The following is a 23,325-nucleotide window of genomic DNA, read 5'->3' on the forward strand; positions in this document are numbered from 1 at the left end:
CTATTTAAAAGATACTACACAATGTAGTTTTGGTAAGGTAGATTGTAAAATTAATCCGAACGCTGTTCGGACAAAAAAGATCAGCTTCCTTTAAAATGGTGTTTACCACAAACCCATCTTTTAGGAGCTGATCTTTTGTCTAGTATAATCTATTCCGAACGAATTAAAATCGAAACCTTTTGTGAACTAGGGCTGTCCAATATCCAAATGGGCGTTCGGATTAATTTTACAATCTACCATAAGCCTACCGATTTTTTAATATTATTTTATTCATCAATTTCCGGCGCCGACCCAAGCTCTGCCTGAATCATCCAGATTTTCTTCTCAATTGCGGTTTTGAGACCAATGAAAATATCTTGGGTACTGAAGTCTTTTTCAACATCGGATACTTCAATGCCGTGTTGGTAAAGGTCTTCCAAGTAACGATAGCCATCAACTAAGTGTGCGAGGCGTTCTGGGGTTGTTTTGTCCCATTCACCAGGCCAGTCTTGAATCTTAGTGTTTTCGGCCATTTCTTTTAAGGTCGAGTAAGGACTGCCATCAAGCGCAATCAGCCGTTCAGAAATGACATCGAGTTGGCTGTCAATTTCCTCCATGAACTCATCCATCAAGGGGTGCAACTTCAAAAAGTTGGGTCCACGCATGTACCAATGCGTCTGATGGATAATCATTGACATCTGGCTCAAATCGGCAACGAGTTGATTTAATACTGCTTTGGTTTTCGTATATTTCATTAGATTGATCTCCTTTCGATATGGTTATTATAACATAGTGGTAGCTTAATCTGAAACGTTATACACTGGCAAATTAAGTTATTTATAGCCCGTAGAATTAAGTCGTTTTGAAAAGATGGAGACGTTACAATCTACCTTGTGGCATTAAAAATATTTTTTTTGGGAGTGATTTTAATCACTCCTTTTTTGTTTGATTATGTTGCATTTTTGATATCTTTACTATTTATAAAACAATACGAATAATTTTATTTTTGAGGTAATAAGATATAGAATGGCACTAACTTGTCGTTTAATATTCATAAAAATTATGGGGGAGTAGCTGTGATAAAAACCAAGATAACTAGTCTTGTCGTCATTGGGTTGATTTTGGGGGCAGGCTTATGGTTATATGGCAATATTGATGATGATGTTATGACTACAAAAACTGATAGTCAAACAACTAAGACAGTAAAGCAGGCAAAAACTGATAGTCAAACAACTAAGGCAGTAAAGCAGGCAAAATCATTAAGTCAACAGTACCAATATAAAGAAGCAAAATCAGTGTTATCGGGGCACAAAGGAACAACAGTTGATCATCTAAAAAAGAGTATTAATAAGCAACAGTCAAAGTTGGTCACGTGGGATGATCCGACAAAAATTTCACATCTTTTTTATCATTCACTAATTGTTGATCCTGGTAAAGCTTTCTCATCTAAGCAGGCACAGGGATACAAAGATTATATGGCGACCATCGACGAATTTATGCCGATGCTGAATCAGTTATATGATAATGGCTATGTATTAATTAACTTTAAAGATATCATTTCGATTGATAAACAAGGGAAGGTGACTTTCAAACCAGTCAAATTACCTGAAGGCAAGAAGCCTTTAATTATATCACAGGATGATGTTAACTATTATGAGTATATGAAGAATTCTGGATTTGCAGATAAATTAGTCGTTAATAAGCAAGGTGATGTTAAAAATCAATATACCAATAATGGTCAGAAGAAAATTGGTGATTATGACATGGTACCGATTATTGATACCTTCATCAAAAAGCATCCAGATTTCTCATACGGTGGCTCAAAGGGTGTGATTGCTGAAACGGGTTATAATGGGGCGCTAGGTTATCGTTCATCAAAGAGTCAATATGGTGATACAAAAAAGACACATCGCGAAGCTAAGAAAGCGACAAAGGTTGCTAACGCTATGAAAAAGGAAGGTTGGCAGTTTGCATCGCATTCCTGGGGTCATATAAATATGACTACGGCCAGTGTTGATGATATCAAAAAGGACACTGCACTTTGGCAAAAGGAAGTACAACCAATTGTTGGTAAAACACCAGTATTGATTTTCCCATTTGGAGCAGATATTGGCTCATTTACAAATTATACAAATGATAATGCAAAGTACACTTATCTTAAGAGTAGCGGTTTCAGTATTTTCGATAATGTTGATGCGTCACAGACATCATGGGGTCAATTAACAAATGATTATTATCGTAATGCGCGGATAAATGTCGATGGTATTCGTTTACATGAAACAATGACTGGTGAGAACACGGTTCTAAATGACTTCTTTAATACAAAAGATTTTTATCATCGTGATAAATAATGAAGAGCGCGAGACAAAAGTCGTCAACAAAAAATTGGGTTATTTTTCAAACAGTTAGACAACACTATCACTCTTCATCAACGTAAGTTAGATTTGTTGAAAGAACAGAAAAAAGGCTTTTTACAAAATATGTTTGTATAGGGTCTATAATTATATAAATCGCCCCTGTGAAAACCCATTAAAACAGCCCCCATTATCTACCGGTTAGATAATGGGGGTTGTTTTTTTGTTAGGTGATATAATAGTACTTAAAAAACGAGGTCGATGATCACATGCCCAATCACATATTTATCAATCGAGAGTCCGGGAATGATAATATTTCAATATTCTATGACGAACCATCATTTGTGGTCATTGCGAATAAAGATGATCTAACTAGCATTCAGTTGATTGATGAGTCTAAAAAACCTGGTATCTATATATTGTTAGGTGCTGATAAACGATATATAGGTCAAGCATCAAATGCTATTTTTAATCGGTTGCAGCAACATTATATTAATAAGCCTTGGTGGAATAAATTAATATTTTTTGGCCGTGAAGATGGCCATTTATCAAAAGCACAGTTAGATCTGCTAGAACGCAAAATAATTGAAAAAATGAAACGAGCAGAAATCGAACTAGATAATAATACCCAAGGTAATCAGAGCTATATTGATAAATTAAGCCAATTTTCTGCCTTATCATTGTTATCGAAAGTTGAACGGGTATTGATAGATATCGCAAATATTAACTTATTTGCTAGTGATGATACCGAATTTGATAGGGTGGACCCTACTCCAAACAACGATACTATTTCGATTTTATTTGGTAGACAGCATTATACAGGAAGCTCTTACCGAGACGTCTTTATTAAATTAGTATCTACACTTGTTCTGTCGTCAGATATAGCTAAATTAACGGATTTAATAAATTCGACTGAACCCAATACTGTACAAATAATAGGAACCCTAGAGCGCGTCTCAGGACAAGGTACAAAATTAACTAAAGCTATAGATTCCAGTAAATATCATGTCTATGTTAATTTTTCGAAAGATGCATTGTATAAAAAGATACAAATATTAGCTAATTTAACAAACAATAAAGTGACCTTTGAAAGGTGGTAAATTCACTATGGTGCAACAAATAGTCCTCCCAATCAAAGACTCTAACGTCTTAAAAATGGTGCAAGACACCTTACTCGATAGTTTTCGGGCAGGTCGACGTAACTACACCATCTTTCAAGTTGGCAAAGCCACCCTGCTGCGGGTGAGTGATGTGATGACGTTAAAGAAATCCGATGTCTATAATCCAGATGGCTCTGTTAAACACACGGCCTTTATTCATGATAAAAAGACCGGTAAAGCAAATACACTATATTTAAAGCCCGTGCAACAAGACTTGCTGAAATATCATGATTGGCTGGTCCAAGAAAACATCAATTCGGATTGGTTATTCCCCTCAACTGCCCACCCAGACCGTCACATCACTGAGAAGCAGTTTTATAAGGTCATGGCACGCGTTGGTGATCTATTAGGGATAAACTATCTAGGCACACATACCATGCGTAAAACCGGCGCTTATCGTGTCTATACACAGTCAAATTACAACATTGGCTTAGTCATGCACTTACTGAATCATTCTAGTGAAGCTATGACGTTAACTTACCTTGGCTTAGACCAAGCCAGTCGGGAAACCATGTTAGATCGGTAGATTGCAAATTTAATCCGAATTTTTGGACAAATTTGTCAGCATAACCTGATACGGTGTTTGCCAGTCGAGTATTTTAAGCGGTCGCTGGTTAATTTGGAGTAACGTCGTCGTTAAATCTTGAGCACTAATGTGCTCAAAACGAGTCCCTTTAGGATAAAAATAACGTAAATTCCGATTAAAGCGTTCATTACTACCACGTTCAGCTGGCGTATAAGCATGGCAGTAATAGGTCTTAATACCATATTGTGATTCAAGTGATACTAGCCCACTAAACTCAGTGCCACGGTCCACAGTAAAGCTGTGCACCGGACCATTAAAAGTGGTTAGGAACTTAGTTAGTGCTTCATTAACAGTCGCTGTGTCCGATCTTTTAACCGGTATGCCCAAAAGAACCGTGATTTTCGATCGATTAAAGTTAATAAAACTGCCTTACTATGCCCACGAGGACCAACGACTGTATCTAGTTCAAAATCGCCGATGCGATTACGTTGATTAATCATCATGGGACGCTGTTCAATTGATCGCCCCCAAAGATTGATTATATTTGGATCGTTGGTCAACGTTACGCCGTTGGCGTACGCCATGTTCAGGTAGATCATTCAAGGAGAAACCAATTCTCCCCTGATTTAGCCAATTATAAATAGATTTAGTAGCTAGTTTAAATTCGTGAGCAATCATTCCTGGTGACCAGCTTAGACGTAAATGGTTGAGAATTTTTTGCTTTAACTCATCGCTCAGCTTAGTTTTCCGACCACATCGTGATCGCTTGTATTCGGCATCTGTTTGTGCTAATTCAGCCTGATAAGGTTGACATCGAGATAATTCATAAGAAATTGTTGACGGTGATCGGTTCAGCCGAACGCCCATTTGGATATTGGACAGCCCTAGTTCACAAAAGGTTTCGATTTTAATTCGTTCGGAATAGGTTATACTAGACAAAAGATCAGCTCCTAAAAGATGGGTTTGTGGTAAACACCATTTTAAAGGAAGCTGATCTTTTTTGTCCGAACAGCGTTCGGATTAATTTTACAATCTACCTTATACTCAAAAAATTGTCCATTTTTTAAGTATAAGATCATCTTTTTTCGTTGTATTTTATGTGGTTAATCTCACACCAGCTTGCCCCAGAGGATAGCGTTCTGCATGACATGCTCTCACTGAAGGTGATCATACAATGATAAATTGCCATATCACGGCGTGACCCATTGGTGCAATGTATCATGTACCAAAACAAAAAACCACTAGGGTATACTGAAGTGCCATAAAAAAGTTAGGCATTTAGATAAGACCTTGAGTATTTTTGTTTTAATTTGTTATAAATGATTTATTAAATTTGATCAAACAAATCATTTAATGCCTCCGTCATTGTTGGATGCGTGTATATTTGATCGCGCAAAGTCTCAGCTGAAAGATGATTTTGCATCGCTAGACTAATGATATTAATCGTCTCAAATGATTCCTCAGCATAAATAGTTGTACCCAAAATTTGATGTGTCTGTGGATCTATTAATGCTTTATAGTTACCTCTTGGATTACCAATTACTTGTGTCTTAGGAACACTAGCTGCTGGCATCTTCAGCACTTTATAATCAATGCCTGCCTCATTCAGCTGTGCCTCTGTTTTTCCGACACTACTAATAGCCGGATTTAGAAAAATAGTATTCGCAAATACTGGTCGATTTAAACGACTTCGTGTCTTATCGCCATATAGATGATTAGCCATAATACGCCAATCATCTAACGAAATATACGTGAATTGTGGCCCGCCGTTAACATCACCTAAAGCATAGACATCTTTAGCATCTGTTTCTAGTATATCATTGACTAAAATTTCACCGTGACTACCTGTTTTAATACTAGTTCTTTCTAGGTGCAAATCGGTCACATTAGCTTTACGTCCCGTAGCAACTAATAACCCATCGGCCTGTATATTTTTAATCCCTTTTGGTGTGCTTATAGTTAATGTAACACCATTTAGTGTATCATTTACACCAGTTAAGTTGCTTTCTAACAAAAAGGATACACCATCCTCCTCTAAATCATTTTTAGCTTGTTCGGCAATTTCAGGCTCAAAGTGTCCTAAAATCTTAGATGATTTATCAATGATGGTCACATGGCTACCAAATTGTGCATACATTGATGCAAATTCCAAGCCAATCGGTCCACTACCAAGAATAACTAATTCCTTTAATTGTTTATCTTTTACAAGTAAGTCTGTGGACGAATAAACATGTTTACTAGCAAGCAATCCATCAATATTAGGCCAAATTGGTGTTGCTCCTGTATTAATAAAAATACGATCTGCAATTAAAGTTTCCTGCCCTGAGTTATCAGATACTCGTACCGTATGGTCATCCAAAAATTCAGCAGTAGCTGTTAAAACAGTGGCTTCTTGTAAATCAGCCACCTTATGGTAATTTTTATTACGTAGCATTGCTGTTAGGGCATTTTTCTTTTTTAAAGCGACTTCATATTCTATACCCCGGTGGGCATTAATAATCATGTTTTTAGTCGGTAAACAAGCAACATTGATACAAGTTCCGCCATACATGTTGGGATCTTTTTCAATAATTAATACTTCTTCACCGTGCTTTGCAAGTGTTCCTGCAAGTGTTTTACCCGCTTTTCCAAATCCAATAATAATATTACTAAAATGTTTCATTATTCACCTTGCCATTCAATAATTTAATTATGTGATCGAATCACAAATCAGGATCTAAAATAATTAAGTAATTAAAATTATTTAGAAATAATTTTTGAATCTAATTCCCAATTTGGATGTTATTTTTTGTACAAGGTTATTGCAACAATATTCTGATATTTTCATACTCTGATCCTCCTCAATCAATTATATATAATTCAATTCTTTTAACGCAAATTTATTGTCCATTAGTTTTTATGGTAGATTGTAAAATTAATCCGAACGCCCATTTGGATATTGGACAGCCCTAGTTCACAAAAGGTTTCGATTTTAATTCGTTCGGAATAGGTTATACTAGACAAAAGATCAGCTCCTAAAAGATGGGTTTGTGGTAAACACCATTTTAAAGGAAGCTGATCTTTTTTGTCCGAACAGCGTTCGGATTAATTTTACAATCTACCATAAGCCTACCGATTTTTTAATATTATTTTATTCATCAATTTCCGGCGCCGACCCAAGCTCTGCCTGAATCATCCAGATTTTCTTCTCAATTGCGGTTTTGAGACCAATGAAAATATCTTGGGTACTGAAGTCTTTTTCAACATCGGATACTTCAATGCCGTGTTGGTAAAGGTCTTCCAAGTAACGATTGCTCCTATGTCAATAAATGGCACATCTTTTTCTAAACACTCGTTCTAATTCTGTCGGAATTAAACCAACTGATGTAATTTGAGGTTCGGATTACCAAGTCCTCAAAATTGGAAAAAGTTGTTTGAAAGGCAAACTCTCTCTTCAACAATGAGTGAAAAGCTTCAATTGACCCATTATCATAAGGATAACCTTGTTTTGAGTATGAGTGGCTAATCTGATGCCGTTCAAGTAAAGTTTCAACTTCGTTGCTGGTGTACTGTGAACCCATGTCAGAGTGAAAATATTGTGGCTTTTGATGATATTCAAGCGCCTGATTAATCGTTTCTACAACTAACGTTGCCTCCATCTGACGACCAATCTTGAAAGCAAGAACTTGATGAACCTTTGGTTCGTAAATAGAACTGAGATAAACCCAGGTTCCTGGACGTAATTCCAAATAAGTAATGTCAGCACGCCATATCCTTGCATTGGGCTGGTGCTTGATTAAATTGGGGCGTTGTGAATGATCCACATGAGTGCCAGGTTTTTTAAATCGCCGATTCATTAAAGAGTGAATCTCCATTTCCCTCATTAATCGTAAAATTCGTTTTGACCCAACACAGATGCCTGACTTGCGAAGCACCATCGTTATTCGTGGATAACCATAGGCACGATAATTATTTTCCCAAATCAATTTAATTTTTTCTTTGAGCTGATTATCAACACGTTCGTGTTGACTAGGTTGATATCTTTTCCAATGGTAATAGGTGCTGCGCGGTAATTTCAGTGCCGAAAGAATAATTGATAAGCGGTGTCGCAATAACTGATCTTCTATGAAGACAAGGCAATTAATTCGTCCTAATGCTTTCCCAGTAACACCGCCGCAGCTTTTAAAATTTCAAGTTCCTCCTTTAATCGCTGATTTTCCTTTTGAAGTTGTTTGAATTCTTTGGACGTTACTTCAGTACCGTCTTCTAGCTCAACTGATTTAGCGCCTTTAACCCAGTTATGAATTGCGGCTGGAGAAACACCGTATTCCTCGGAAAGCGAGCGAATAGATCTTTTCTCTTCACGATGCATCTTCACAATGCTGGCTTTAAAATCATCTTGATATCGTTTCATTGGAATGCTCCTATCTTGTTTTATTAATTATGGCACAACTGTTCAGAAATTTATGTACCAAATACTAGGATAGGAGCAAGGGTGTGTCAAGAAGTTTGTGTAAATTCATTTAAACCTTATTCAGTTTGATTTATATTTTTAAAACATTGAATCCAATGTGTCCTGGCATTGTTTAAAACCTTTATGGGCTCTACCAGTTTTTTTATTATTATAATCAACCATTTGGGTGACTAAAAAACGATCAAGAGCTTCTTTATTAGGAAATTGTTCTTTGATTTTTGTTTTTCTTTTCAACTGTTTATTGAAAGATTCAATAATGTTGGTGGAATAAATAGTACCTCGAATAGCTTTGGGAAATTGCGTGAAGGTCAGGAGATTTTCTGTGTTTTGAAGAGAGTGCGTCATTCTTGGATAACGTTTCTCCCATTTTTCTATAAAGGTTTGGATTTTTTCTTCACCCTCTTTAAAATTGATCGCATGATGAATTCCTTTGAAATCACTGGCTACTTCTTTACGATCAGAAACGCGAACCTTTCCCATAATGTTTCGGTTAATGTGCACAAGACATCGTTGAAATTTAGCTTGGGGATAATTTCTTTCGCAAGTATTTTGAATAGCGGTCATGCCATCGGCAACGATAAGTTGCACATCAGTTAGTCCTCTAGAAACAAGACTGCCTAATAAATCGGACCAAGCAGCATCGGCTCCTATGATGGAATTACGGACAAACTGTTCGATATAATACATCATAAAGGAGCTTTTTATTATGGCAATTAAATATTCAAATGAATTTAAAGAATCGATTGTTAGCTTAAGTCAGACTGGCCGTTCGGCCAACTCACTGGCTAAAGAATACAACGTCAGTGTTTCAACGGTCACTAAGTGGATTAAACAAGCTGATCCTAACAACACTAAAGTGCTATCATCAAATGAACGTGCTCTGATTAAAGAAAATAAACGGTTAAAAGAAGAACTTGATATTTTAAAACGAGCGGCGGTGCTCATGGCAAAAAGCTAATTATTAAAGGGCGTGCCCTCGTGTTAGAAGTCGTCAACGCTAATTTACTTGCTGGGCACCGCATTACGCGTATCTTATCAGTACTCAAAATTCCGCGCTCAACCTACTATGATTATCTACATTGGCAGCCAAGTAGAACTGAACGCCGCCGGCATTTAATTAAACAAGAAGTGTTAACGGCTTGGTTAAGATATCCAATGTATGGCTACCCACGATTAACGATCTTACTAAATCAACAGTCTGATATTCACGTTAGTCAGCGTCTGGTCTATCAACAAATGTGTGAATTAGGGATTAGATCTAGAATGGTTAAACGAATCAATAAGCCAACCACTCAGACTGATTATGATCAGCGACCAAACTTGATTAAGCAGTTAACTGATCAATCTGGTATTTTATTGACTGATATTACGTACATTCCCCTTAACCATACTTGGTGTTACCTAGCTAGTGTCTATAATCCAGTAACCCGACGGGTTATTGCTTACCAACTTAATACGCAGATGACTAAAGAACTAGCGACTAACGTTATTACCCAAGTCATGGCGCAAGCAGTTAAACCACAAATTATTCATAGTGATATGGGAAGCCAATACACAAGTGACTTATTTGAAAACACTTTATCGAAGTATGGTATCAAGCATTCTTACTCCCGAAAGGGTCAGCCCGGCGATAACGCGCGAATTGAAAGTTTTCATTCAATTTTGAAACGTGAATACGTTAATTTCCAAGATTTTAAGACAATTCATGAAGCAATCGCCGGAATTGATAACTATATTCGTTGGTATAACAGTGATCGTATTTCACTTGTAGCGTAGCTACAGGCTATTAAATTCAATAATGTTGGGGCTTATTTAATATACTCTAAAGCGTTTTTAAAATCTGAACGGGGCTAAAACTTCGGGCTCCGAAAATTAAATTAAGTAATTTAAATTGAAAGTCAAATTTGTTCGTACTTTTATGTCCGGATTCTTGACATAGGAGCCTCATTTATATAATACAGAGGATGGACATACAAAGATTGAATTGCTTTTAGGTGTGGGAGTTAGAATACGCTGTAACGTAAAAATTCCTTTCGCGATACTAGAGAATGGTTACTAACCAAATCTAAAAGCGAAAGGAATTTTTATCATGTCTAAAGTAAAATGCGACAGCGGTTTAGCACATACCAGATGAAAGTATAAGTATCATATTAGTATTGTACCGATGAAAGATAATATAAAGTGAGTTAAGACAAGATGATGGTAGAATTATACATCAATTATGTGTATGAAGACGTTTGCTTAATGAGTTATTCCCAAGGAGAGATGATATTTTGAAGATCAGTAGGAACTGATTTTAAATTAATATCGAATTTTAATGAATTTTCCACTAAAGTCCGGGCGTTGTGGATTCTAAAACTTAAACTCCAGTCATCAAAAACAGCCTTGATGGTTGTTGGGCTGACTCCCTTTTTATCTTGGGCGGGTTCTATGGAATACAATCGAGAAGGTAGTAATGTTTTATGAACTTTCCGTTTTGGTTTTATGCCGTTAACGCTTTTATTCAAAGTACCGTATAAGTTAAATATCATTACTTCTGTATTTTTATTTGTTTTATTGGCTATTACTTTATAGAAGTCATAAGAACCCAATAGATAATAGAAAAGATTCTTGATATTTTGCGTATCTTTACATAGAATCCGTAATTCATTAGAGAACGCCTCTAGGAGAGGGGCGTAAACTAATGTCTCTTTATATTCTTTAAGGTCAGACCATTTTGTATCTGGGTTTTCTTCGATAGTGTTTTTCAAAAAGTTCCATACAGGTAGTGTATCTGTACGATACTGATCTGTATTTTTAACATTCATCCAAGATTTTCCAAAATCAATTTTTGGTGATAGTCTAGAATGTTTAACGGCATGATGATTATTTTTACAAGAGATACCAATTTGCCAATTCTCCTCGGGCTTTATACAAACAATATCTCTTACATCTCCAGTCTTCCCCTTGCTATCAGTTTGGATATATAAATGTAGAGGTGTGGTTTCTATAGATAAATTTGGTTCATAATCTATAACCTGTTGAATACCTTTTTTAGCAGCTGTAATCATTGTTTTTTGATCGTCGGAAGAAAGGGAATTGAAGTCTTTTTCTACAGTGATGTATGCAGGTGCGGTTTTATCAATTATTATAGGTTGTTCTATAAATTTTATTAGAGCAGAGAGACATGCGAATTCGAAAGCTTTTCCATTCAACGATTGATTTGCCATAATTAACCCCTTATTAATAAAAGTATTGTCCTGTACATTATGTAACAAATATTAGAACTGGCCAAGTTAAATATAATATGTTACCATAAAATAACGAACTATATGGAGGACTGAAGTATGAGTACGTTTATATCTGCAGCAACATTAGATCCTGATGAAGTGAGAAGTATTTTATTGAATAAAATTAATGAAGAACGTGAAAAAATACAAATAAGTAGCGATGAGGATGATCTAATAAAGAACATTAGATTAATGAATAGGAAATTCAATGTAGTTAGTCTATTCTCGGGAGCTGGTGGTCTGGATTTAGGATTGGAACTTGCTGGTTTAGATGTTAATAAAGGTAGTATAAGTGTTGATGAAGCACTTAAAGAAAGAAATTCATTTGAAGATATTCGTAAAGATAGTATTTTTAATACGGTGTATTCAAATGATCTATTTACTGAAGCAAACGAAACATATATTCAGAATTTTCAAGAAGGTATCTTTAAACACAGTAAAGACATACGTCAGGTTTCAAATTTTCCTAATTGTCAAATAATGGTCGGAGGATTTCCGTGTCCTGGATTTAGTGCAGCAGGACCGCGATTAATTGATGATCCAAGGAATTTCTTATATGTACATTTTATTCGTGCATTATTAGAAACGCAGCCAGAATTTTTTGTAGCCGAAAATGTGAAAGGGCTGATGACTCTAGCAAAAGGTGAAGTATTTAGACAGGTAGTCCAGGATTTTGCATCTGCAGGATATGATGTACAAGCTCATCTTGTAAATTCAAGAGATTATGGTGTACCACAATTAAGAGAACGAGTTATTTTAATCGGCACGCATAAAGATAAAATTAAAGACAACTATGACTGGAGCTACAATCTTCCAGACCCAACTCATGGAGAGAATAAGATTCCGTTTGTTACGTTACGTGATGCAATAGGGGATTTACCAACAGATCCAGAAGATGTATATGATGGTGGTTTTTCATCAATGTATATGTCTCGTAATAGGAAGAAAGGTTGGGATGAACAGTCCTTTACTATTCAGGCCAGTGGCAGACAGGCACCTATGTGGCCTGGTGGGAAACCTATGGTTAAGGTAGAAAAAGATTTATGGAGGTTTTCAGGGGAAATAAACAGAAGACTGAGTGTAAGGGAAGTAGCGCGTATACAGACGTTTCCCGATTGGTTCTCATTTAGTGATGGAGGGAAGAGTACAGTACAAAAAAATAATAGACTTAATTTACAATATAAACAAATTGGTAATGCTGTTCCAGTTCAATTGGCAAGAACTATTTTGAGACCAATAGCACAATTTTTAAATGATCACCCAGAATTGTCAGAGTAATTTAATTTTTATTTAGATTCTAGGTAACTAAGTTATTAGTTACCTAGAATTTTTTGAATTCATAGTCTAATTAGACTGTACTATAAAAATCAGTTTCAGGAGGATTTTTATGATGAAGTCAATTTTATTAGTCGGTCAGTCGAATATGGCTGGGCGGGGATTTATTCAAGATGTGCCGGGATTGCGGCACGAGCGCGTGAAGATGCTGCGCAATGGGCGCTGGCAAATGATGGCCGAACCGATTCATTTTGATCGGGAGGTTGCGGGTGTTGGTCCGGCTGCGTCATTTGCTGCGGCGTGGGTGCAAGCTCATCCTGATGAAGAATTGGGGTTAATCCCCTGCGCGGAAGGTGGGAGCACCATCGATGAGTGGGCGAGCGACGAACTTTTGATGCGTCACGCGATTACTGAGGCGAAATTTGCACAGGAATCTAGTGAGTTAATCGGGGTGTTATGGCATCAAGGTGAAAGTGACAGTTTAAATGGTGGCTATCAAACGTATGCGGCCAAGTTGACGGCGGTCTTCAATCATTTACGTGCAGCATTGGGCAACCTGATTTACCAATCATTGCGGGTCAATTGCCAGCCTTTTTAGGCAAAGTAGGGTTCGGCGCGAGCGCCACGGAATTTAACGAAATTAATCGCGAAATGGCGCAAGTTGTCGCGCAAGATCCACACAGTTATTTGGTCAACGCTTCCGAATTAACGGCTAACCCAGATGGGATTCACATTGACGCGGCCTCGCAACGGCGTTTTGGTATTCGTTATTTCCAAGCTTTCGAACAGCATCAAGATGTTCCTGACGTCCTTGCAGATGAAGCGGTTCGACTAGACCAACTCTATCAACGCCCAGAATCACAGCAGGAAAAGATGTACCGGTTGAGTCGCGATTTTGCGTTCGGTCAAATGAGTTATGCCGACTTTATTGTACAGCTGACAGGCAAGGAGACTGGCAAATGATTCAATTTTTAATATTGGGATTACTAAAGAAAAAGCCGGGCGCGTATGGTTACGAATTATTGGCTGACATGGAAAGCCAATACTACGCTTTTTTCGTGAACTTCACGAAGGGCTCGTTTTACTATAACTTGCAGCAGCTGGCAGAAAAGGCACTGATCGAAAAAGTCGCGGACGACGTGCCCGATAAGCGGGAAAAGAATCGCTATCAATTAACGGCCGCTGGCATAACGGCTTTTGAGCAACAATTTGCCCATTATGGTCGCCAGAATAAGCCGATTACGTTTCCGTTCTACACACCACTATTATTCACGGATCAAGTGACACCGGAACAGATGGATAAGCTGTTAAAAAGCCAAATCGAACAGACACAGGCTAAAATCCGTGCGATTGACGCGGCACTAGCCAATCCGGCTGACTTGCAACCGATGTTTATCAAGATGATGACTAATTCTAAACGGCATCATGAAGTTAATCTGGAATGGTTGCAAGAACAACTTGAAAATCAATAACGCAAAAACCACCGTACTGTTTAGCAGTACGGTGGTTTTTAATTCAGTCGTTTATGAAAAGAATTCGTATAAATATACGCTAATACGTTCTTCAGTAATAAGGATCAATCGTCTGGTTCGAAATTATTTCTGAATAAGAAGAATTGTCCGTTTAAAGACTCGTCATGTTCGTAGTGATCAGAGATGATGAGGTCTGCGTCTTCGATCTAATCAGTGAACACAATTGAAGACCTGAACACATTTTGTAGATTTTTGGTAATCATCGTCGCTGCATAGAAATTTTTAGTGTATTGGATATTAATTTTTAAGGGTTTGATTTGGGGATTGTAGTCGAGCAAAAAGAAGAACATTTCGCTTAATAGAGTGCCCGTTGAATTCGCTGGTAATGTTGTGTAATGAGCCTTCTTTTCAGCTAAAAATTGATTTAAATGATCAATTTCTTGATAAGAATCAATATCGATTTGTTTGAACGTTGAGGCCGTGTCATTAAACATCACAAGGCTCCTATGATGGAATTACGGACAAACTGTTCGATATAATACATCATAAAGGAGCTTTTTATTATGGCAATTAAATATTCAAATGAATTTAAAGAATCGATTGTTAGCTTAAGTCAGACTGGCCGTTCGGCCAACTCACTGGCTAAAGAATACAACGTCAGTGTTTCAACGATCACTAAGTGGATTAAACAAGCTGATCCTAACAACACTAAAGTGTTATCATCAAATGAACGTGCTCTGATTAAAGAAAATAAACGGTTAAAAGAAGAAACAATAGGGGCTTTAGAAGTGTATAGCAATATGCTCCTATGTCAATAAATGGCACATCTTTTTCTAAACACTCGTTCTAATTCTGTCGGAATTAAACCAACTGATGTAATTTGAGGTTCGGATTACCAAGTCCTCAAAATTGGAAAAAGTTGTTTGAAAGGCAAACTCTCTCTTCAACAATGAGTGAAAAGCTTCAATTGGCCCATTATCATAAGGATAACCTTGTTTTGAGTATGAGTGGCTAATCTGATGCCGTTCAAGTAAAGTTTCAACTTCGTTGCTGGTGTACTGTGAACCCATGTCAGAGTGAAAATATTGTGGCTTTTGATGATATTCAAGCGCCTGATTAATCGTTTCTACAACTAACGTCGCCTCCATCTGACGACCAATCTTGAAAGCAAGAACTTGATGAACCTTTGGTTCGTAAATAGAACTGAGATAAACCCAGGTTCCTGGACGTAATTCCAAATAAGTAATGTCAGCACGCCATATCCTTGCATTGGGCTGGTGCTTGATTAAATTGGGGCGTTGTGAATGATCCACATGAGTGCCAGGTTTTTTAAATCGCCGATTCATTAAAGAGTGAATCTCCATTTCCCTCATTAATCGTAAAATTCGTTTTGACCCAACACAGATGCCTGACTTGCGAAGCACCATCGTTATTCGTGGATAACCATAGGCACGATAATTATTTTCCCAAATCAATTTAATTTTTTCTTTGAGTTGATTATCAACACGTTCGTGTTGACTAGGTTGATATCTTTTCCAATGGTAATAGGTGCTGCGCGGTAATTTCAGTGCCGAAAGAATAATTGATAAGCGGTGTCGCAATAACTGATCTTCTATGAAGACAAGGCAATTAATTCGTCCTAATGCTTTCCCAGTAACACCGCCGCAGCTTTTAAAATTTCGAGTTCCTCCTTTAATCGCTGATTTTCCTTTTGAAGTTGTTTGAATTCTTTGGACGTTACTTCAGTACCGTCTTCTAGCTCAACTGATTTAGCGCCTTTAACCCAGTTATGAATTGCGGCTGGAGAAACACCGTATTCCTCGGAAAGCGAGCGAATAGATCTTTTCTCTTCACGATGCATCTTCACAATGCTGGCTTTAAAATCATCTTGATATCGTTTCATTGGAATGCTCCTATCTTGTTTTATTAATTATGGCACAACTGTTCAGAAATTTATGTACCAAATACTAGGATAGGAGCAATACGATAAAGGTACCAACGCAGAAACATGCTAAATTTGTAACGGTGTATGTGGAATTTTAAAAAAGACATCTAGCCTATTAGACTTTTATGGCTAATAGGTTAGATGTCTTTTGGTTAGAGGTTGTTACCAGTAGTAAATTAAATGATTATGGAAAATAAAGGTTAGTAATAAAAGGTTGTATCTAATAGGCTGTTAGTAAAATGTTTTACGTGAAACATTCTAAGCCATCGTTCCACAGAAATCCCGAAAAGTTAGCCTAAACTAAAATATTTGTTAATTCCATTAAAATCATGTATGCTGTATTGAGAAAAGTTAGGTTTACCTAAAAGAATGGAGGCTCTTTATGTTATCAGTTAAGAACCTCACCGTTGCTTACGATGACACACCAGTATTTACTGATGTTGCCGTTCAGTTTGACGCAGGCAAAATCACTGGCATCATTGGACCAAACGGTGCAGGCAAATCAACTCTGATTAAAGCAATATTAGGGTTGGTTAAGGCACGGCAAGGCTCAGTTTTATATCAAGATCGACCAATGCGCGCAGTCCAGAAGCAAGTCGCATACGTTGAACAGCGTAAAGATTTGGATTTAAATTTTCCAATTAACGTTTTTGACGTGGTGCTAACGGGCACGTATGGCAAGTTAGGCTTATTTCGCGATCCGGGTAAAAAGGCAAAACAAGCCAGTTGTGCGGCACTTGAACAAGTATCGCTCAGCGAATTTGCGCAACGCCAAATTGGCCAGTTGTCAGGTGGACAATTGCAGCGGGTTTTCGTTGCACGCGCCATCGTCCAAGAAGCGGATATTATTATTTTAGATGAACCGTTTGTTGGGATTGATTTACAGAGTGAGACCGCGATCATGGCAATCATGAAACAGTGGCGTGATGCGGGTAAAACAATCATTGTCATTCATCACGATTTGAATAAAGTATCGCAATATTTCGATGATTTAGTGGTGATGAACCACGGCATCGTCGATTATGGACCAACTGAAAAAGTTTATAATGCGCAAAACATTGAGCGTGCTTTTAGTGCGGACTTATCCGCTGTCTTGTTTGATGCACAGGAGGTGGCAAAATGACGAGTATTCCAGCTTTTATTAGTGCGTTGGGTCGTTATGAATTCTTGCAGAGTGCGTTGCTGACCGCCGTAATGGTCGGCATCATGTCTGGCATTGTCGGGAGTTTCATCATTTTGCGCGGGATGTCGTTGATGGGTGACGCGATTTCACATGCGGTGTTACCGGGTGTCGCAGTGGCGTACATGTTGGGAATTAATGTGCTGGTTGGCGCATCTGTATTTGGTATTTTAGCGGCGGTCTTAATCGGCTTTGTCGCAACACATAGTAAAATTAAGACGGATACTTCGATTGGGGTCGTCTTTAGTGCCTTTTATGCGCTTGGGTTTATCCTGATTTCGATGGCCGAAAGTGCAACCAACTTACATCATATTTTATTCGGGAACATTCTCGCCGTCAGTGATAGCGACATTATGAGTACGGCGATTGTCTTAGGCTTAGTGATCTTATTCGTCTCATTCTTCTACAAAGAATTATTGATTACCTCGTTTGATGAAACCTATGCGAAAACATATGGGTTAAAAACGCAGGTGCTACATTACGGCTTAATGTTGGTGCTAACCTTAGTCACGGTTTCAGCCCTACAAACGGTCGGGATTATTTTGGTCGTTGCGATGTTGATTACCCCAGCAGCCACCGCCTTTTTATGGACGGATCGCTTAGTGACGATGCTCTTCTTATCGGCTGGGATTGGTGCTGTGTCAGCAATCAGTGGATTGTACTTCAGTTACACATTGAACTGGGCATCTGGTCCGGCGATTGTTCTGATGGCAGCCGTGCTCTTTGCCATTTCATTCATCTGCGCGCCTAAGCAAGGTTTCCTTAAGTGGCGCAAAGGAGGACGACCAGCATGAAAAAAATGATTGTGACGTTAATTGCAGTTTTTGGTTTGGTGGGTGGTGTGTATGGTTTCATCCAGCACCGCGCCCAATCTAAACAACAACAAACGAACCAGCAGACTAAATTACGTGTAGTGACCACGAATTCGATTCTTGAAGATATGGTCCATAATGTTGGTCAAGACCACATTGAACTTTACAGTATTGTGAAACGGGGAACTGACCCGCATGAATATGAACCGCAACCGACGGATATTTCAAAAGCGACTGATGCGGATGTGATTTTTCATAACGGGTTAAATCTCGAAACGGGTGGCAATGGTTGGTTTAGAAAACTTGTTAAGATCGCGCATAAGCAATTCGAAAAGGATGTTTTCGCTGCTAGCAAAGGAATTCAGGTGCAACATTTGACAACTAACCAAACAGAACCCGATCCACACGCATGGTTGGATTTGGCGAACGGTATTCAATACGTTGAAAACATTACGAAAGCGCTGCAGACCAAAGATCCAGCGCACGCTGATGATTACCGCAAAAATGCGGATCGCTACACTGCACGTTTGCGCAAATTGCATACTGATGCGCAAACTAAATTCGCCGATATTCCAGCTAATCAGCGGGTCTTGGTGACTTCAGAAGGCGCCTTTAAGTATTTTGGTAAGGCCTATCAGGTCACACCGGTTTACATTTGGGAAATTAATACTGAGTCGCAAGGCACACCTGAACAGATGAAGACGGTTCTTGCAAAAATTGCAGATTCAGATGTTAAGCATCTGTTTGTTGAGAGTTCTGTTTCGCCGAAATCAATGGAAAAAGTTGCTCAGGAAACTGGGTTACCAATTTATGCGAAAATTTTTACAGACTCACTCGCGCAAAGAGGGAAGCAAGGTGACACTTACTATACGATGATGAAGTGGAACCTAGATAAGATTCATGATGGCTTAGTCGGTCAATAAAAAGATAATTTTTAGCAATTAAAAAAGCGGGTGCTTAGACAAAAATAAATTTGTCTAAGCACCCGCTTTTTTTGTAGTTATCCTTGTTGAGAAAGGGAACGGCGATTGGCGAAGGGAACGAGCCGCTTTTTTTGTTTTAAGAACCGTTGCCGGTAGTAACGATATTGTGGTGTGAATGGATGGGAAGATGAGGCATGCCATGGCTTTTCGTGACCACAGAAGTGAACAAGCGCAGGTTCTTTTTGGGTTTCTAAGAATTGTTTTTTGAGGTGTTCAGTTGGTGGTGTGATGGTGTTCATCAAAATGTTTGTTTGGGCATTCCACATAGGGTGAAGGTGAATCCACCGATCATGCAAAATTGCATTTAAAGCATCTTGATCGTGGAAGCGTAATTTCTCAGGGTGCTGATTGATGAAGTCGAGTACACGGCTGACAATATTGTGTTGACGCCATTTTTTGAGATTGAGTAACATCACACCGGAATTAAAGTAACGCGGACTTTGGTAATCGATAGCCATTTTTTCTAAGCGTTCGTGGAACCCAGCATCTTCTACTGCAGCGAGGAAGGATTGGCCTAAGTCGATATCCCATAGCCGGGCTAAATCTGTGAGGCATAGCGCATCGCAATCGATGTAGAGTGCACGATCGAGGTGAGGGAACACGTCGGGAATTAGAATCCGATAGTACGCCGTTTTTAAGATCCGATCACTTTCAACAGTATTAGCCAGTAAAGATTCGTTGACCTCTGCAAAGGTCAAGTCGGCATCAAATCGAGCCACAACATGCTGTAAGACCGCTTTATCTCGTGCGGTGAGGTGGTCTTCTAAGACGTAAAAAGCATAGTGTCGATGTGAGTCATTGTGATTAAGAATTGAGGCGTATAGAATTGCCAGCGTTTCGATGAAATCGGAATTGACGGCCGATACAATATTGATTGTATCGGATTGTTGCGCATGTAATTGTTTGAGTTCCTTTTGATATTGGTTTAAGAAGGGGTGACTTTTTAGAGTGTTCCAAGGTTTCTCGTGTGTTGTGAAGTGAACGATTGCCAGGTTGGCGATTGCTTCATCAAATAAATGGGCATATTCAGTGTTGATAGGCGCATGTTTTCTAAAGAGCAATGAGTTTTGTACGTTCCATTTAGGATGGAGTAGTTTCACTTTACCAACCAAAGTGGCATTTAGCGCATCTTGATCATGGAATTGTAAGCGATCCGCATGATGATTGATGAAGTGGAAAGTCCGCTCTGTGATGGATGCATGATTCCACCGGACCGTATCAATTAGCATGACCCCTGAATTGAAGTAGATGTTATTCGATTGTGGTGGGGTGATGCCGAGCCGTCGCAGTGTGAGTGCCTGTCCAGGATCAATCACGGCACCCACGATATTTGTGCCCAAAGGCGTATTATATAGCGGCGTGAGATCAGTTTGTACGAGAATATCGACATCTAAATATAAGACACGTTCGATTTTTTCCCGCAACAAAAGGGTTGGCGCTAAAATGCGGTAGTAAGCCGTTTTGTTGATGTGGTTGCTTTCAGGACAGTTTTCAAAAAGCTGCTTATTAAGTGCAATAAACTCAACTTGATTGGGTCGTGGGACGCGCTTGGAAACAGCGTGTTTCGTTTGCGGAGTGAGTTCATTATCGAGAATAAAAAAATTAATAGTAGTTTTGGGCGAAATATGGGTTAGAACCGACTTTATGGCGATTAAAAGTTGATCACCATAGTTTTCATCTGCGGCAAACATGATATTAATAGCGTTGATAATAACCATCTCCTTTTAGGTGTTGTGTCTTTATTTAAACAACTTCAACAATCTTTGTAAAGGTAAATGATTATGCTAACAATAACAAAACGTAATCATAAAAGTTGCATCAATAAGTGTGATTATTTTATATTGATGGTGTAGCGTTATTAAAAATTTCATGAAAGGAAGGTTGCTTATGCAAAAAGAAGTCCCAATTAGGAAAGTTAGGTTAGGTCGTAGTACAGTTAAGACCCCAGAATTGTGCTTGGTGATTAAGAAAGAATCAGCCAATCTAAAGTGTTTTCTAGAAGGTATGACTGATTTGGAGGAAGCAATTTTAAGAGAGAATAACGGTGAGGCCCTCGTCGGTGAGAGCTGGGGGCCATTGGAATTTGATCATCATGGTCGTGTTTTTAGTAACAAGACGGTAAAAAGGTGTCTTCAAAAATTGGATGATAATCAATGATCCTAGCAGCCAAAGTGGTTGATTAGAGAGGATGAGTCGATGGTTTCGCGCATATTACCAATTAAAAATGGCTACAATTTCAGAGAACTAGGTGGCTATCAAACACTGGATGGTCGCTCGATTAAACCGCATCGATTATTCAGAACGGGGAATCTGGCGAATCTTAGTAAGAGAGAATTGGTGCTCTTGGAAAGCTACCATATCACCTATGTCGTGGATTTTCGTTCACCAATGGAGCGCAAAAAAGCGCCAGATAAAAAGATTACGACGGCATCTTACGAATCGTTGCCAATTTTTAAAGAAGATGCGACGCAAAGTACGGCGAGTGAAGCGGAACTTTATGAGCGCTACACCAATAATCCGCTTGGTGGGCAGCAACAAATGCGCCAAGTCTATCGAGAAATGGTGCAAGATCCCTATTCAATCGGAATGTATCGCCAATTCTTCGAACGATTATTGACTGAAGCCGATCCGCAACAAGCAGTTTTATTTCACTGTACAGGTGGCAAAGACCGTACCGGAATGGCGGCTTATTATTTATTAAATGCACTCGGGGTACCTGAAGATGTGATCCAATATGATTATCTATTATCGAATACAGCATCTAGGGAACACGTTGCAGCCCGCATTAAGACGCTACGTCAAAAAGATGCCTCAAGCGGCTTTTTAAAAAGTATGCATGCATTGATGAGTGTTGATCAGTCCTACTTAAGCACAGCTGAGCGCATAATCAATGAGGATTATGGTTCAACTCAAGCCTATTTACAACAGGCCTTAGGATTAACAACGCAGGACATTGAACATTTAAAAGCAGTGTATCTAGATTAATTGGAAAAGAGGGAACAAGAAGATGGGTAAACCAGATTTAAAAGATCCGCGAACACTTTATCGGACAGAGCCATTTCAAGAACAAGAACAAGCTAGTCCGGCATTGCAAGATCAAATGCATCCCAAGCCAGATTGTGGCGAAGAACACTACCGTGGTGCACAACGGTTACTAGATCGTAAAGTGCTGATTACCGGAGGAGATTCTGGTATCGGTCGCGCAGTTGCAATTGCGTTTGCCCGAGAAGGAGCAGACATTGCATTGCAATATTTGCCAGGTGAAGAAGTGGATGCACAAGAAGTGGCTCAATTGGTGCGAGATGCAGGGCGTAAAATCGCATTGATCCCAGCTGATTTTCGGAAACCACAGATTGCTAGCCAAGTAGTGGAAACCGCGCAGCAGCAAATTGGCACACTTGACACATTAGTCTTAAACGCAGCTCAACAAATTGCGCATCCATCAATTACCGAATTACCAATAGAACAAGTTCAAGATAGTTTTAACGTTAATGTGGTTGCGATGTATGCGCTTGTGCAAGCAGCATTGCCTCAATTACCGGCTGGCGGCAGTATTCTGACGACCACTTCAGTGCAAGCCTTTAATCCGAGTCCGCATTTGTTAGATTATGCAGCAACAAAAGCAGCAATCAAGAATTTTACGATCAATCTAGCGCAACAATTAGCGGATAAAGGTATTCGGGTCAACGGGGTTGCACCAGGTCCGATTTGGACACCGTTACAGTTGGCTCAAGGACAACTGGAAGGGGCTTTGCCTAAGTTTGGGCAGAATACATTGCTAGAAAGAGCCGGCCAACCGGCGGAATTAGCACCGCTATATGTTTTTTTAGCAAGCAACGCAGCAAGCTATATTACCGGTCAAATTTACGGCGTTACCGGTGGCGAATCAATTAATTAAACAAGTGCATTTACGATAA

At 38.8% G+C, this 23,325-nt stretch carries 19 protein-coding genes and 8 pseudogenes; 16 read left to right on the forward strand and 11 right to left on the reverse strand.

What is annotated here, in order from left to right; genetic code table 11:
• Window positions 1-135: 135 nt before the first annotated feature.
• Window positions 136-225 (forward strand): annotated as a pseudogene (locus tag LCU_RS08310) (IS30 family transposase); the annotation flags it as partial.
• A 41-nt stretch (window positions 226-266) separates the two neighbouring features.
• Here the strand turns inward: LCU_RS08310 and LCU_RS08315 are convergent.
• A complete protein-coding gene (locus tag LCU_RS08315; RefSeq protein ID WP_003587210.1) occupies window positions 267-734 on the reverse strand; it encodes a Dps family protein in 468 nt (155 codons plus the stop codon).
• A 321-nt stretch (window positions 735-1,055) separates the two neighbouring features.
• On the opposite strand from LCU_RS08315, the gene LCU_RS08320 reads away from it, so the two are divergent.
• The 4 genes and pseudogenes from LCU_RS08320 to LCU_RS08335 all read left to right on the forward strand — a co-directional run bounded on the left by LCU_RS08320 (window position 1,056) and on the right by LCU_RS08335 (window position 4,019).
• A complete protein-coding gene (locus LCU_RS08320; protein WP_056967082.1) occupies window positions 1,056-2,330 on the forward strand; it encodes a polysaccharide deacetylase family protein in 1,275 nt (424 codons plus the stop codon).
• A 9-nt stretch (window positions 2,331-2,339) separates the two neighbouring features.
• Window positions 2,340-2,471 (forward strand): annotated as a pseudogene (locus LCU_RS10095) (restriction endonuclease subunit S); the annotation flags it as partial.
• A 131-nt stretch (window positions 2,472-2,602) separates the two neighbouring features.
• Window positions 2,603-3,433 (forward strand): GIY-YIG nuclease family protein, encoded by an 831-nt coding sequence (locus LCU_RS08330; protein ID WP_056967084.1) that lies wholly within the window; start codon window positions 2,603-2,605, stop codon window positions 3,431-3,433.
• Window positions 3,434-3,440: 7 nt separating this feature from the next.
• Window positions 3,441-4,019: a site-specific integrase gene (locus LCU_RS08335; protein WP_056967086.1), complete on the forward strand. Its 579-nt coding sequence runs from the start codon at window positions 3,441-3,443 to the stop codon at window positions 4,017-4,019.
• A 9-nt stretch (window positions 4,020-4,028) separates the two neighbouring features.
• Here LCU_RS08335 and LCU_RS08340 read toward each other — a convergent pair.
• The 6 genes and pseudogenes from LCU_RS08340 to LCU_RS08375 all read right to left on the reverse strand — a co-directional run.
• Window positions 4,029-4,958: pseudogene (locus tag LCU_RS08340) on the reverse strand (IS30-like element ISLpl1 family transposase).
• Between the two features lie 388 nt (window positions 4,959-5,346).
• Window positions 5,347-6,681, reverse strand: coding sequence for an FAD-dependent oxidoreductase (locus LCU_RS08350; protein ID WP_056946813.1), 1,335 nt, complete (start codon window positions 6,679-6,681; stop codon window positions 5,347-5,349).
• A 251-nt stretch (window positions 6,682-6,932) separates the two neighbouring features.
• Window positions 6,933-7,022: pseudogene (locus LCU_RS08355) on the reverse strand (IS30 family transposase); the annotation flags it as partial.
• A 127-nt stretch (window positions 7,023-7,149) separates the two neighbouring features.
• Window positions 7,150-7,308, reverse strand: a pseudogene (locus tag LCU_RS08365) (DNA starvation/stationary phase protection protein); the annotation flags it as partial.
• Window positions 7,309-7,342: 34 nt separating this feature from the next.
• Window positions 7,343-8,412 (reverse strand): IS3-like element IS1163 family transposase gene (locus LCU_RS08370; protein ID WP_128486141.1). Its coding sequence is split into 2 segments (ribosomal slippage): window positions 7,343-8,184 and window positions 8,184-8,412, totalling 1,071 coding nucleotides; the frame shifts between segments, so codons are not numbered across the junction.
• 138 nt (window positions 8,413-8,550) lie between these two features.
• Window positions 8,551-9,117: pseudogene (locus LCU_RS08375) on the reverse strand (IS256 family transposase); the annotation flags it as partial.
• Between the two features lie 61 nt (window positions 9,118-9,178).
• On the opposite strand from LCU_RS08375, the gene LCU_RS08380 reads away from it, so the two are divergent.
• A protein-coding gene (locus tag LCU_RS08380; RefSeq protein WP_099769415.1) for an IS3-like element IS1520 family transposase occupies window positions 9,179-10,248 on the forward strand; the annotation gives its coding sequence in 2 pieces (ribosomal slippage) (window positions 9,179-9,395 and window positions 9,395-10,248; 1,071 coding nt in all).
• A 473-nt stretch (window positions 10,249-10,721) separates the two neighbouring features.
• Here LCU_RS08380 and LCU_RS08385 read toward each other — a convergent pair.
• Window positions 10,722-11,681 carry a HaeIII family restriction endonuclease gene (locus tag LCU_RS08385; RefSeq protein ID WP_056967044.1) on the reverse strand — a complete coding sequence of 320 codons (960 nt, stop codon included), beginning with the start codon at window positions 11,679-11,681 and terminating at the stop codon, window positions 10,722-10,724.
• Window positions 11,682-11,798: 117 nt separating this feature from the next.
• Between LCU_RS08385 and LCU_RS08390 the strand changes: the two genes are divergently transcribed.
• The 3 genes and pseudogenes from LCU_RS08390 (at window position 11,799) to LCU_RS08400 (ending at window position 14,488) form a co-directional block, all read left to right on the forward strand.
• Window positions 11,799-13,019 (forward strand): DNA cytosine methyltransferase, encoded by a 1,221-nt coding sequence (locus LCU_RS08390; RefSeq protein ID WP_056967047.1) that lies wholly within the window; start codon window positions 11,799-11,801, stop codon window positions 13,017-13,019.
• A gap of 145 nt (window positions 13,020-13,164) precedes the next feature.
• Window positions 13,165-13,979, forward strand: a pseudogene (locus LCU_RS08395) (sialate O-acetylesterase).
• The gene (locus LCU_RS08400) at window positions 13,976-14,488 is read left to right on the forward strand and encodes a PadR family transcriptional regulator (protein WP_056967048.1); all 513 of its coding nucleotides are present in this window, start codon (window positions 13,976-13,978) and stop codon (window positions 14,486-14,488) included. Before LCU_RS08395 ends, LCU_RS08400 begins: the two are co-directional and overlap by 4 nt.
• Window positions 14,489-14,694: 206 nt before the next feature.
• Here LCU_RS08400 and LCU_RS08405 read toward each other — a convergent pair whose 3' ends face one another.
• The gene (locus LCU_RS08405; RefSeq protein WP_054644720.1) at window positions 14,695-14,982 is read right to left on the reverse strand and encodes a hypothetical protein; all 288 of its coding nucleotides are present in this window, start codon (window positions 14,980-14,982) and stop codon (window positions 14,695-14,697) included.
• 69 nt (window positions 14,983-15,051) lie between these two features.
• Here LCU_RS08405 and LCU_RS08410 point away from each other — a divergent pair.
• Window positions 15,052-15,258, forward strand: a pseudogene (locus LCU_RS08410) (transposase); the annotation flags it as partial.
• A gap of 63 nt (window positions 15,259-15,321) precedes the next feature.
• Here the strand turns inward: LCU_RS08410 and LCU_RS08415 are convergent.
• Window positions 15,322-16,391, reverse strand: a protein-coding gene (locus LCU_RS08415; RefSeq protein WP_112234043.1) for an IS3-like element IS1163 family transposase whose coding sequence is annotated in 2 segments (ribosomal slippage) — window positions 15,322-16,163 and window positions 16,163-16,391 — 1,071 coding nt in all. Because the reading frame shifts where the segments join, the coding sequence is not laid out codon by codon here.
• A gap of 424 nt (window positions 16,392-16,815) precedes the next feature.
• On the opposite strand from LCU_RS08415, the gene LCU_RS08420 reads away from it, so the two are divergent.
• Genes LCU_RS08420 through LCU_RS08430 form a run of 3 tightly spaced genes read left to right on the forward strand, consistent with a single transcriptional unit; the run spans window position 16,816 to window position 19,348 of the window.
• On the forward strand, window positions 16,816-17,556 hold the full coding sequence (locus tag LCU_RS08420) for a metal ABC transporter ATP-binding protein (RefSeq protein ID WP_054644427.1): 741 nt from the start codon (window positions 16,816-16,818) through the stop codon (window positions 17,554-17,556).
• On the forward strand, window positions 17,553-18,407 hold the full coding sequence (locus LCU_RS08425; protein ID WP_004270670.1) for a metal ABC transporter permease: 855 nt from the start codon (window positions 17,553-17,555) through the stop codon (window positions 18,405-18,407). Before LCU_RS08420 ends, LCU_RS08425 begins: the two co-directional genes overlap by 4 nt.
• Window positions 18,404-19,348, forward strand: a complete 945-nt coding sequence (locus LCU_RS08430; protein ID WP_056966065.1) for a metal ABC transporter substrate-binding protein — start codon at window positions 18,404-18,406, stop codon at window positions 19,346-19,348. Before LCU_RS08425 ends, LCU_RS08430 begins: the two co-directional genes overlap by 4 nt.
• A gap of 77 nt (window positions 19,349-19,425) precedes the next feature.
• On the opposite strand, the gene LCU_RS08435 is transcribed toward LCU_RS08430, so the two are convergent.
• Window positions 19,426-21,126 (reverse strand): glycosyltransferase family 8 protein, encoded by a 1,701-nt coding sequence (locus tag LCU_RS08435; RefSeq protein ID WP_223316037.1) that lies wholly within the window; start codon window positions 21,124-21,126, stop codon window positions 19,426-19,428.
• Between the two features lie 169 nt (window positions 21,127-21,295).
• On the opposite strand from LCU_RS08435, the gene LCU_RS08440 reads away from it, so the two are divergent.
• Genes LCU_RS08440 through LCU_RS08450 form a run of 3 tightly spaced genes read left to right on the forward strand, consistent with a single transcriptional unit; the run spans window position 21,296 to window position 23,306 of the window.
• Window positions 21,296-21,565 (forward strand): hypothetical protein, encoded by a 270-nt coding sequence (locus LCU_RS08440; protein ID WP_039098674.1) that lies wholly within the window; start codon window positions 21,296-21,298, stop codon window positions 21,563-21,565.
• A gap of 39 nt (window positions 21,566-21,604) precedes the next feature.
• Complete coding sequence (locus LCU_RS08445) at window positions 21,605-22,393, forward strand: tyrosine-protein phosphatase (RefSeq protein ID WP_004270669.1); 789 nt, start codon at window positions 21,605-21,607, stop codon at window positions 22,391-22,393.
• Window positions 22,394-22,415: 22 nt separating this feature from the next.
• The gene (locus tag LCU_RS08450; protein WP_004270650.1) at window positions 22,416-23,306 is read left to right on the forward strand and encodes an SDR family oxidoreductase; all 891 of its coding nucleotides are present in this window, start codon (window positions 22,416-22,418) and stop codon (window positions 23,304-23,306) included.
• The last annotated feature ends 19 nt before the right edge of the window (window positions 23,307-23,325 follow it).

The organism is Latilactobacillus curvatus JCM 1096 = DSM 20019, assembly GCF_004101845.1.
Lineage (GTDB): Bacteria > Bacillota > Bacilli > Lactobacillales > Lactobacillaceae > Latilactobacillus > Latilactobacillus curvatus.

Bases quoted from the DNA above. Each gene is read 5' to 3' on its own strand.
- LCU_RS08400 (WP_056967048.1), top strand. From the start codon at position 13,976: ATGATTCAATTTTTAATATTGGGATTACTAAAGAAAAAGCCGGGCGCG.
- LCU_RS08405 (WP_054644720.1), bottom strand. From the start codon at position 14,982: ATGTTTAATGACACGGCCTCAACGTTCAAACAAATCGATATTGATTCT.
- LCU_RS08420 (WP_054644427.1), top strand. From the start codon at position 16,816: ATGTTATCAGTTAAGAACCTCACCGTTGCTTACGATGACACACCAGTA.
- LCU_RS08435 (WP_223316037.1), bottom strand. From the start codon at position 21,126: ATGGTTATTATCAACGCTATTAATATCATGTTTGCCGCAGATGAAAAC.
- LCU_RS08350 (WP_056946813.1), bottom strand. From the start codon at position 6,681: ATGAAACATTTTAGTAATATTATTATTGGATTTGGAAAAGCGGGTAAA.
- LCU_RS08315 (WP_003587210.1), bottom strand. From the start codon at position 734: ATGAAATATACGAAAACCAAAGCAGTATTAAATCAACTCGTTGCCGAT.
- LCU_RS08335 (WP_056967086.1), top strand. From the start codon at position 3,441: ATGGTGCAACAAATAGTCCTCCCAATCAAAGACTCTAACGTCTTAAAA.
- LCU_RS08430 (WP_056966065.1), top strand. From the start codon at position 18,404: ATGAAAAAAATGATTGTGACGTTAATTGCAGTTTTTGGTTTGGTGGGT.
- LCU_RS08450 (WP_004270650.1), top strand. From the start codon at position 22,416: ATGGGTAAACCAGATTTAAAAGATCCGCGAACACTTTATCGGACAGAG.
- LCU_RS08425 (WP_004270670.1), top strand. From the start codon at position 17,553: ATGACGAGTATTCCAGCTTTTATTAGTGCGTTGGGTCGTTATGAATTC.
- LCU_RS08385 (WP_056967044.1), bottom strand. From the start codon at position 11,681: ATGGCAAATCAATCGTTGAATGGAAAAGCTTTCGAATTCGCATGTCTC.
- LCU_RS08330 (WP_056967084.1), top strand. From the start codon at position 2,603: ATGCCCAATCACATATTTATCAATCGAGAGTCCGGGAATGATAATATT.
- LCU_RS08390 (WP_056967047.1), top strand. From the start codon at position 11,799: ATGAGTACGTTTATATCTGCAGCAACATTAGATCCTGATGAAGTGAGA.
- LCU_RS08440 (WP_039098674.1), top strand. From the start codon at position 21,296: ATGCAAAAAGAAGTCCCAATTAGGAAAGTTAGGTTAGGTCGTAGTACA.
- LCU_RS08445 (WP_004270669.1), top strand. From the start codon at position 21,605: ATGGTTTCGCGCATATTACCAATTAAAAATGGCTACAATTTCAGAGAA.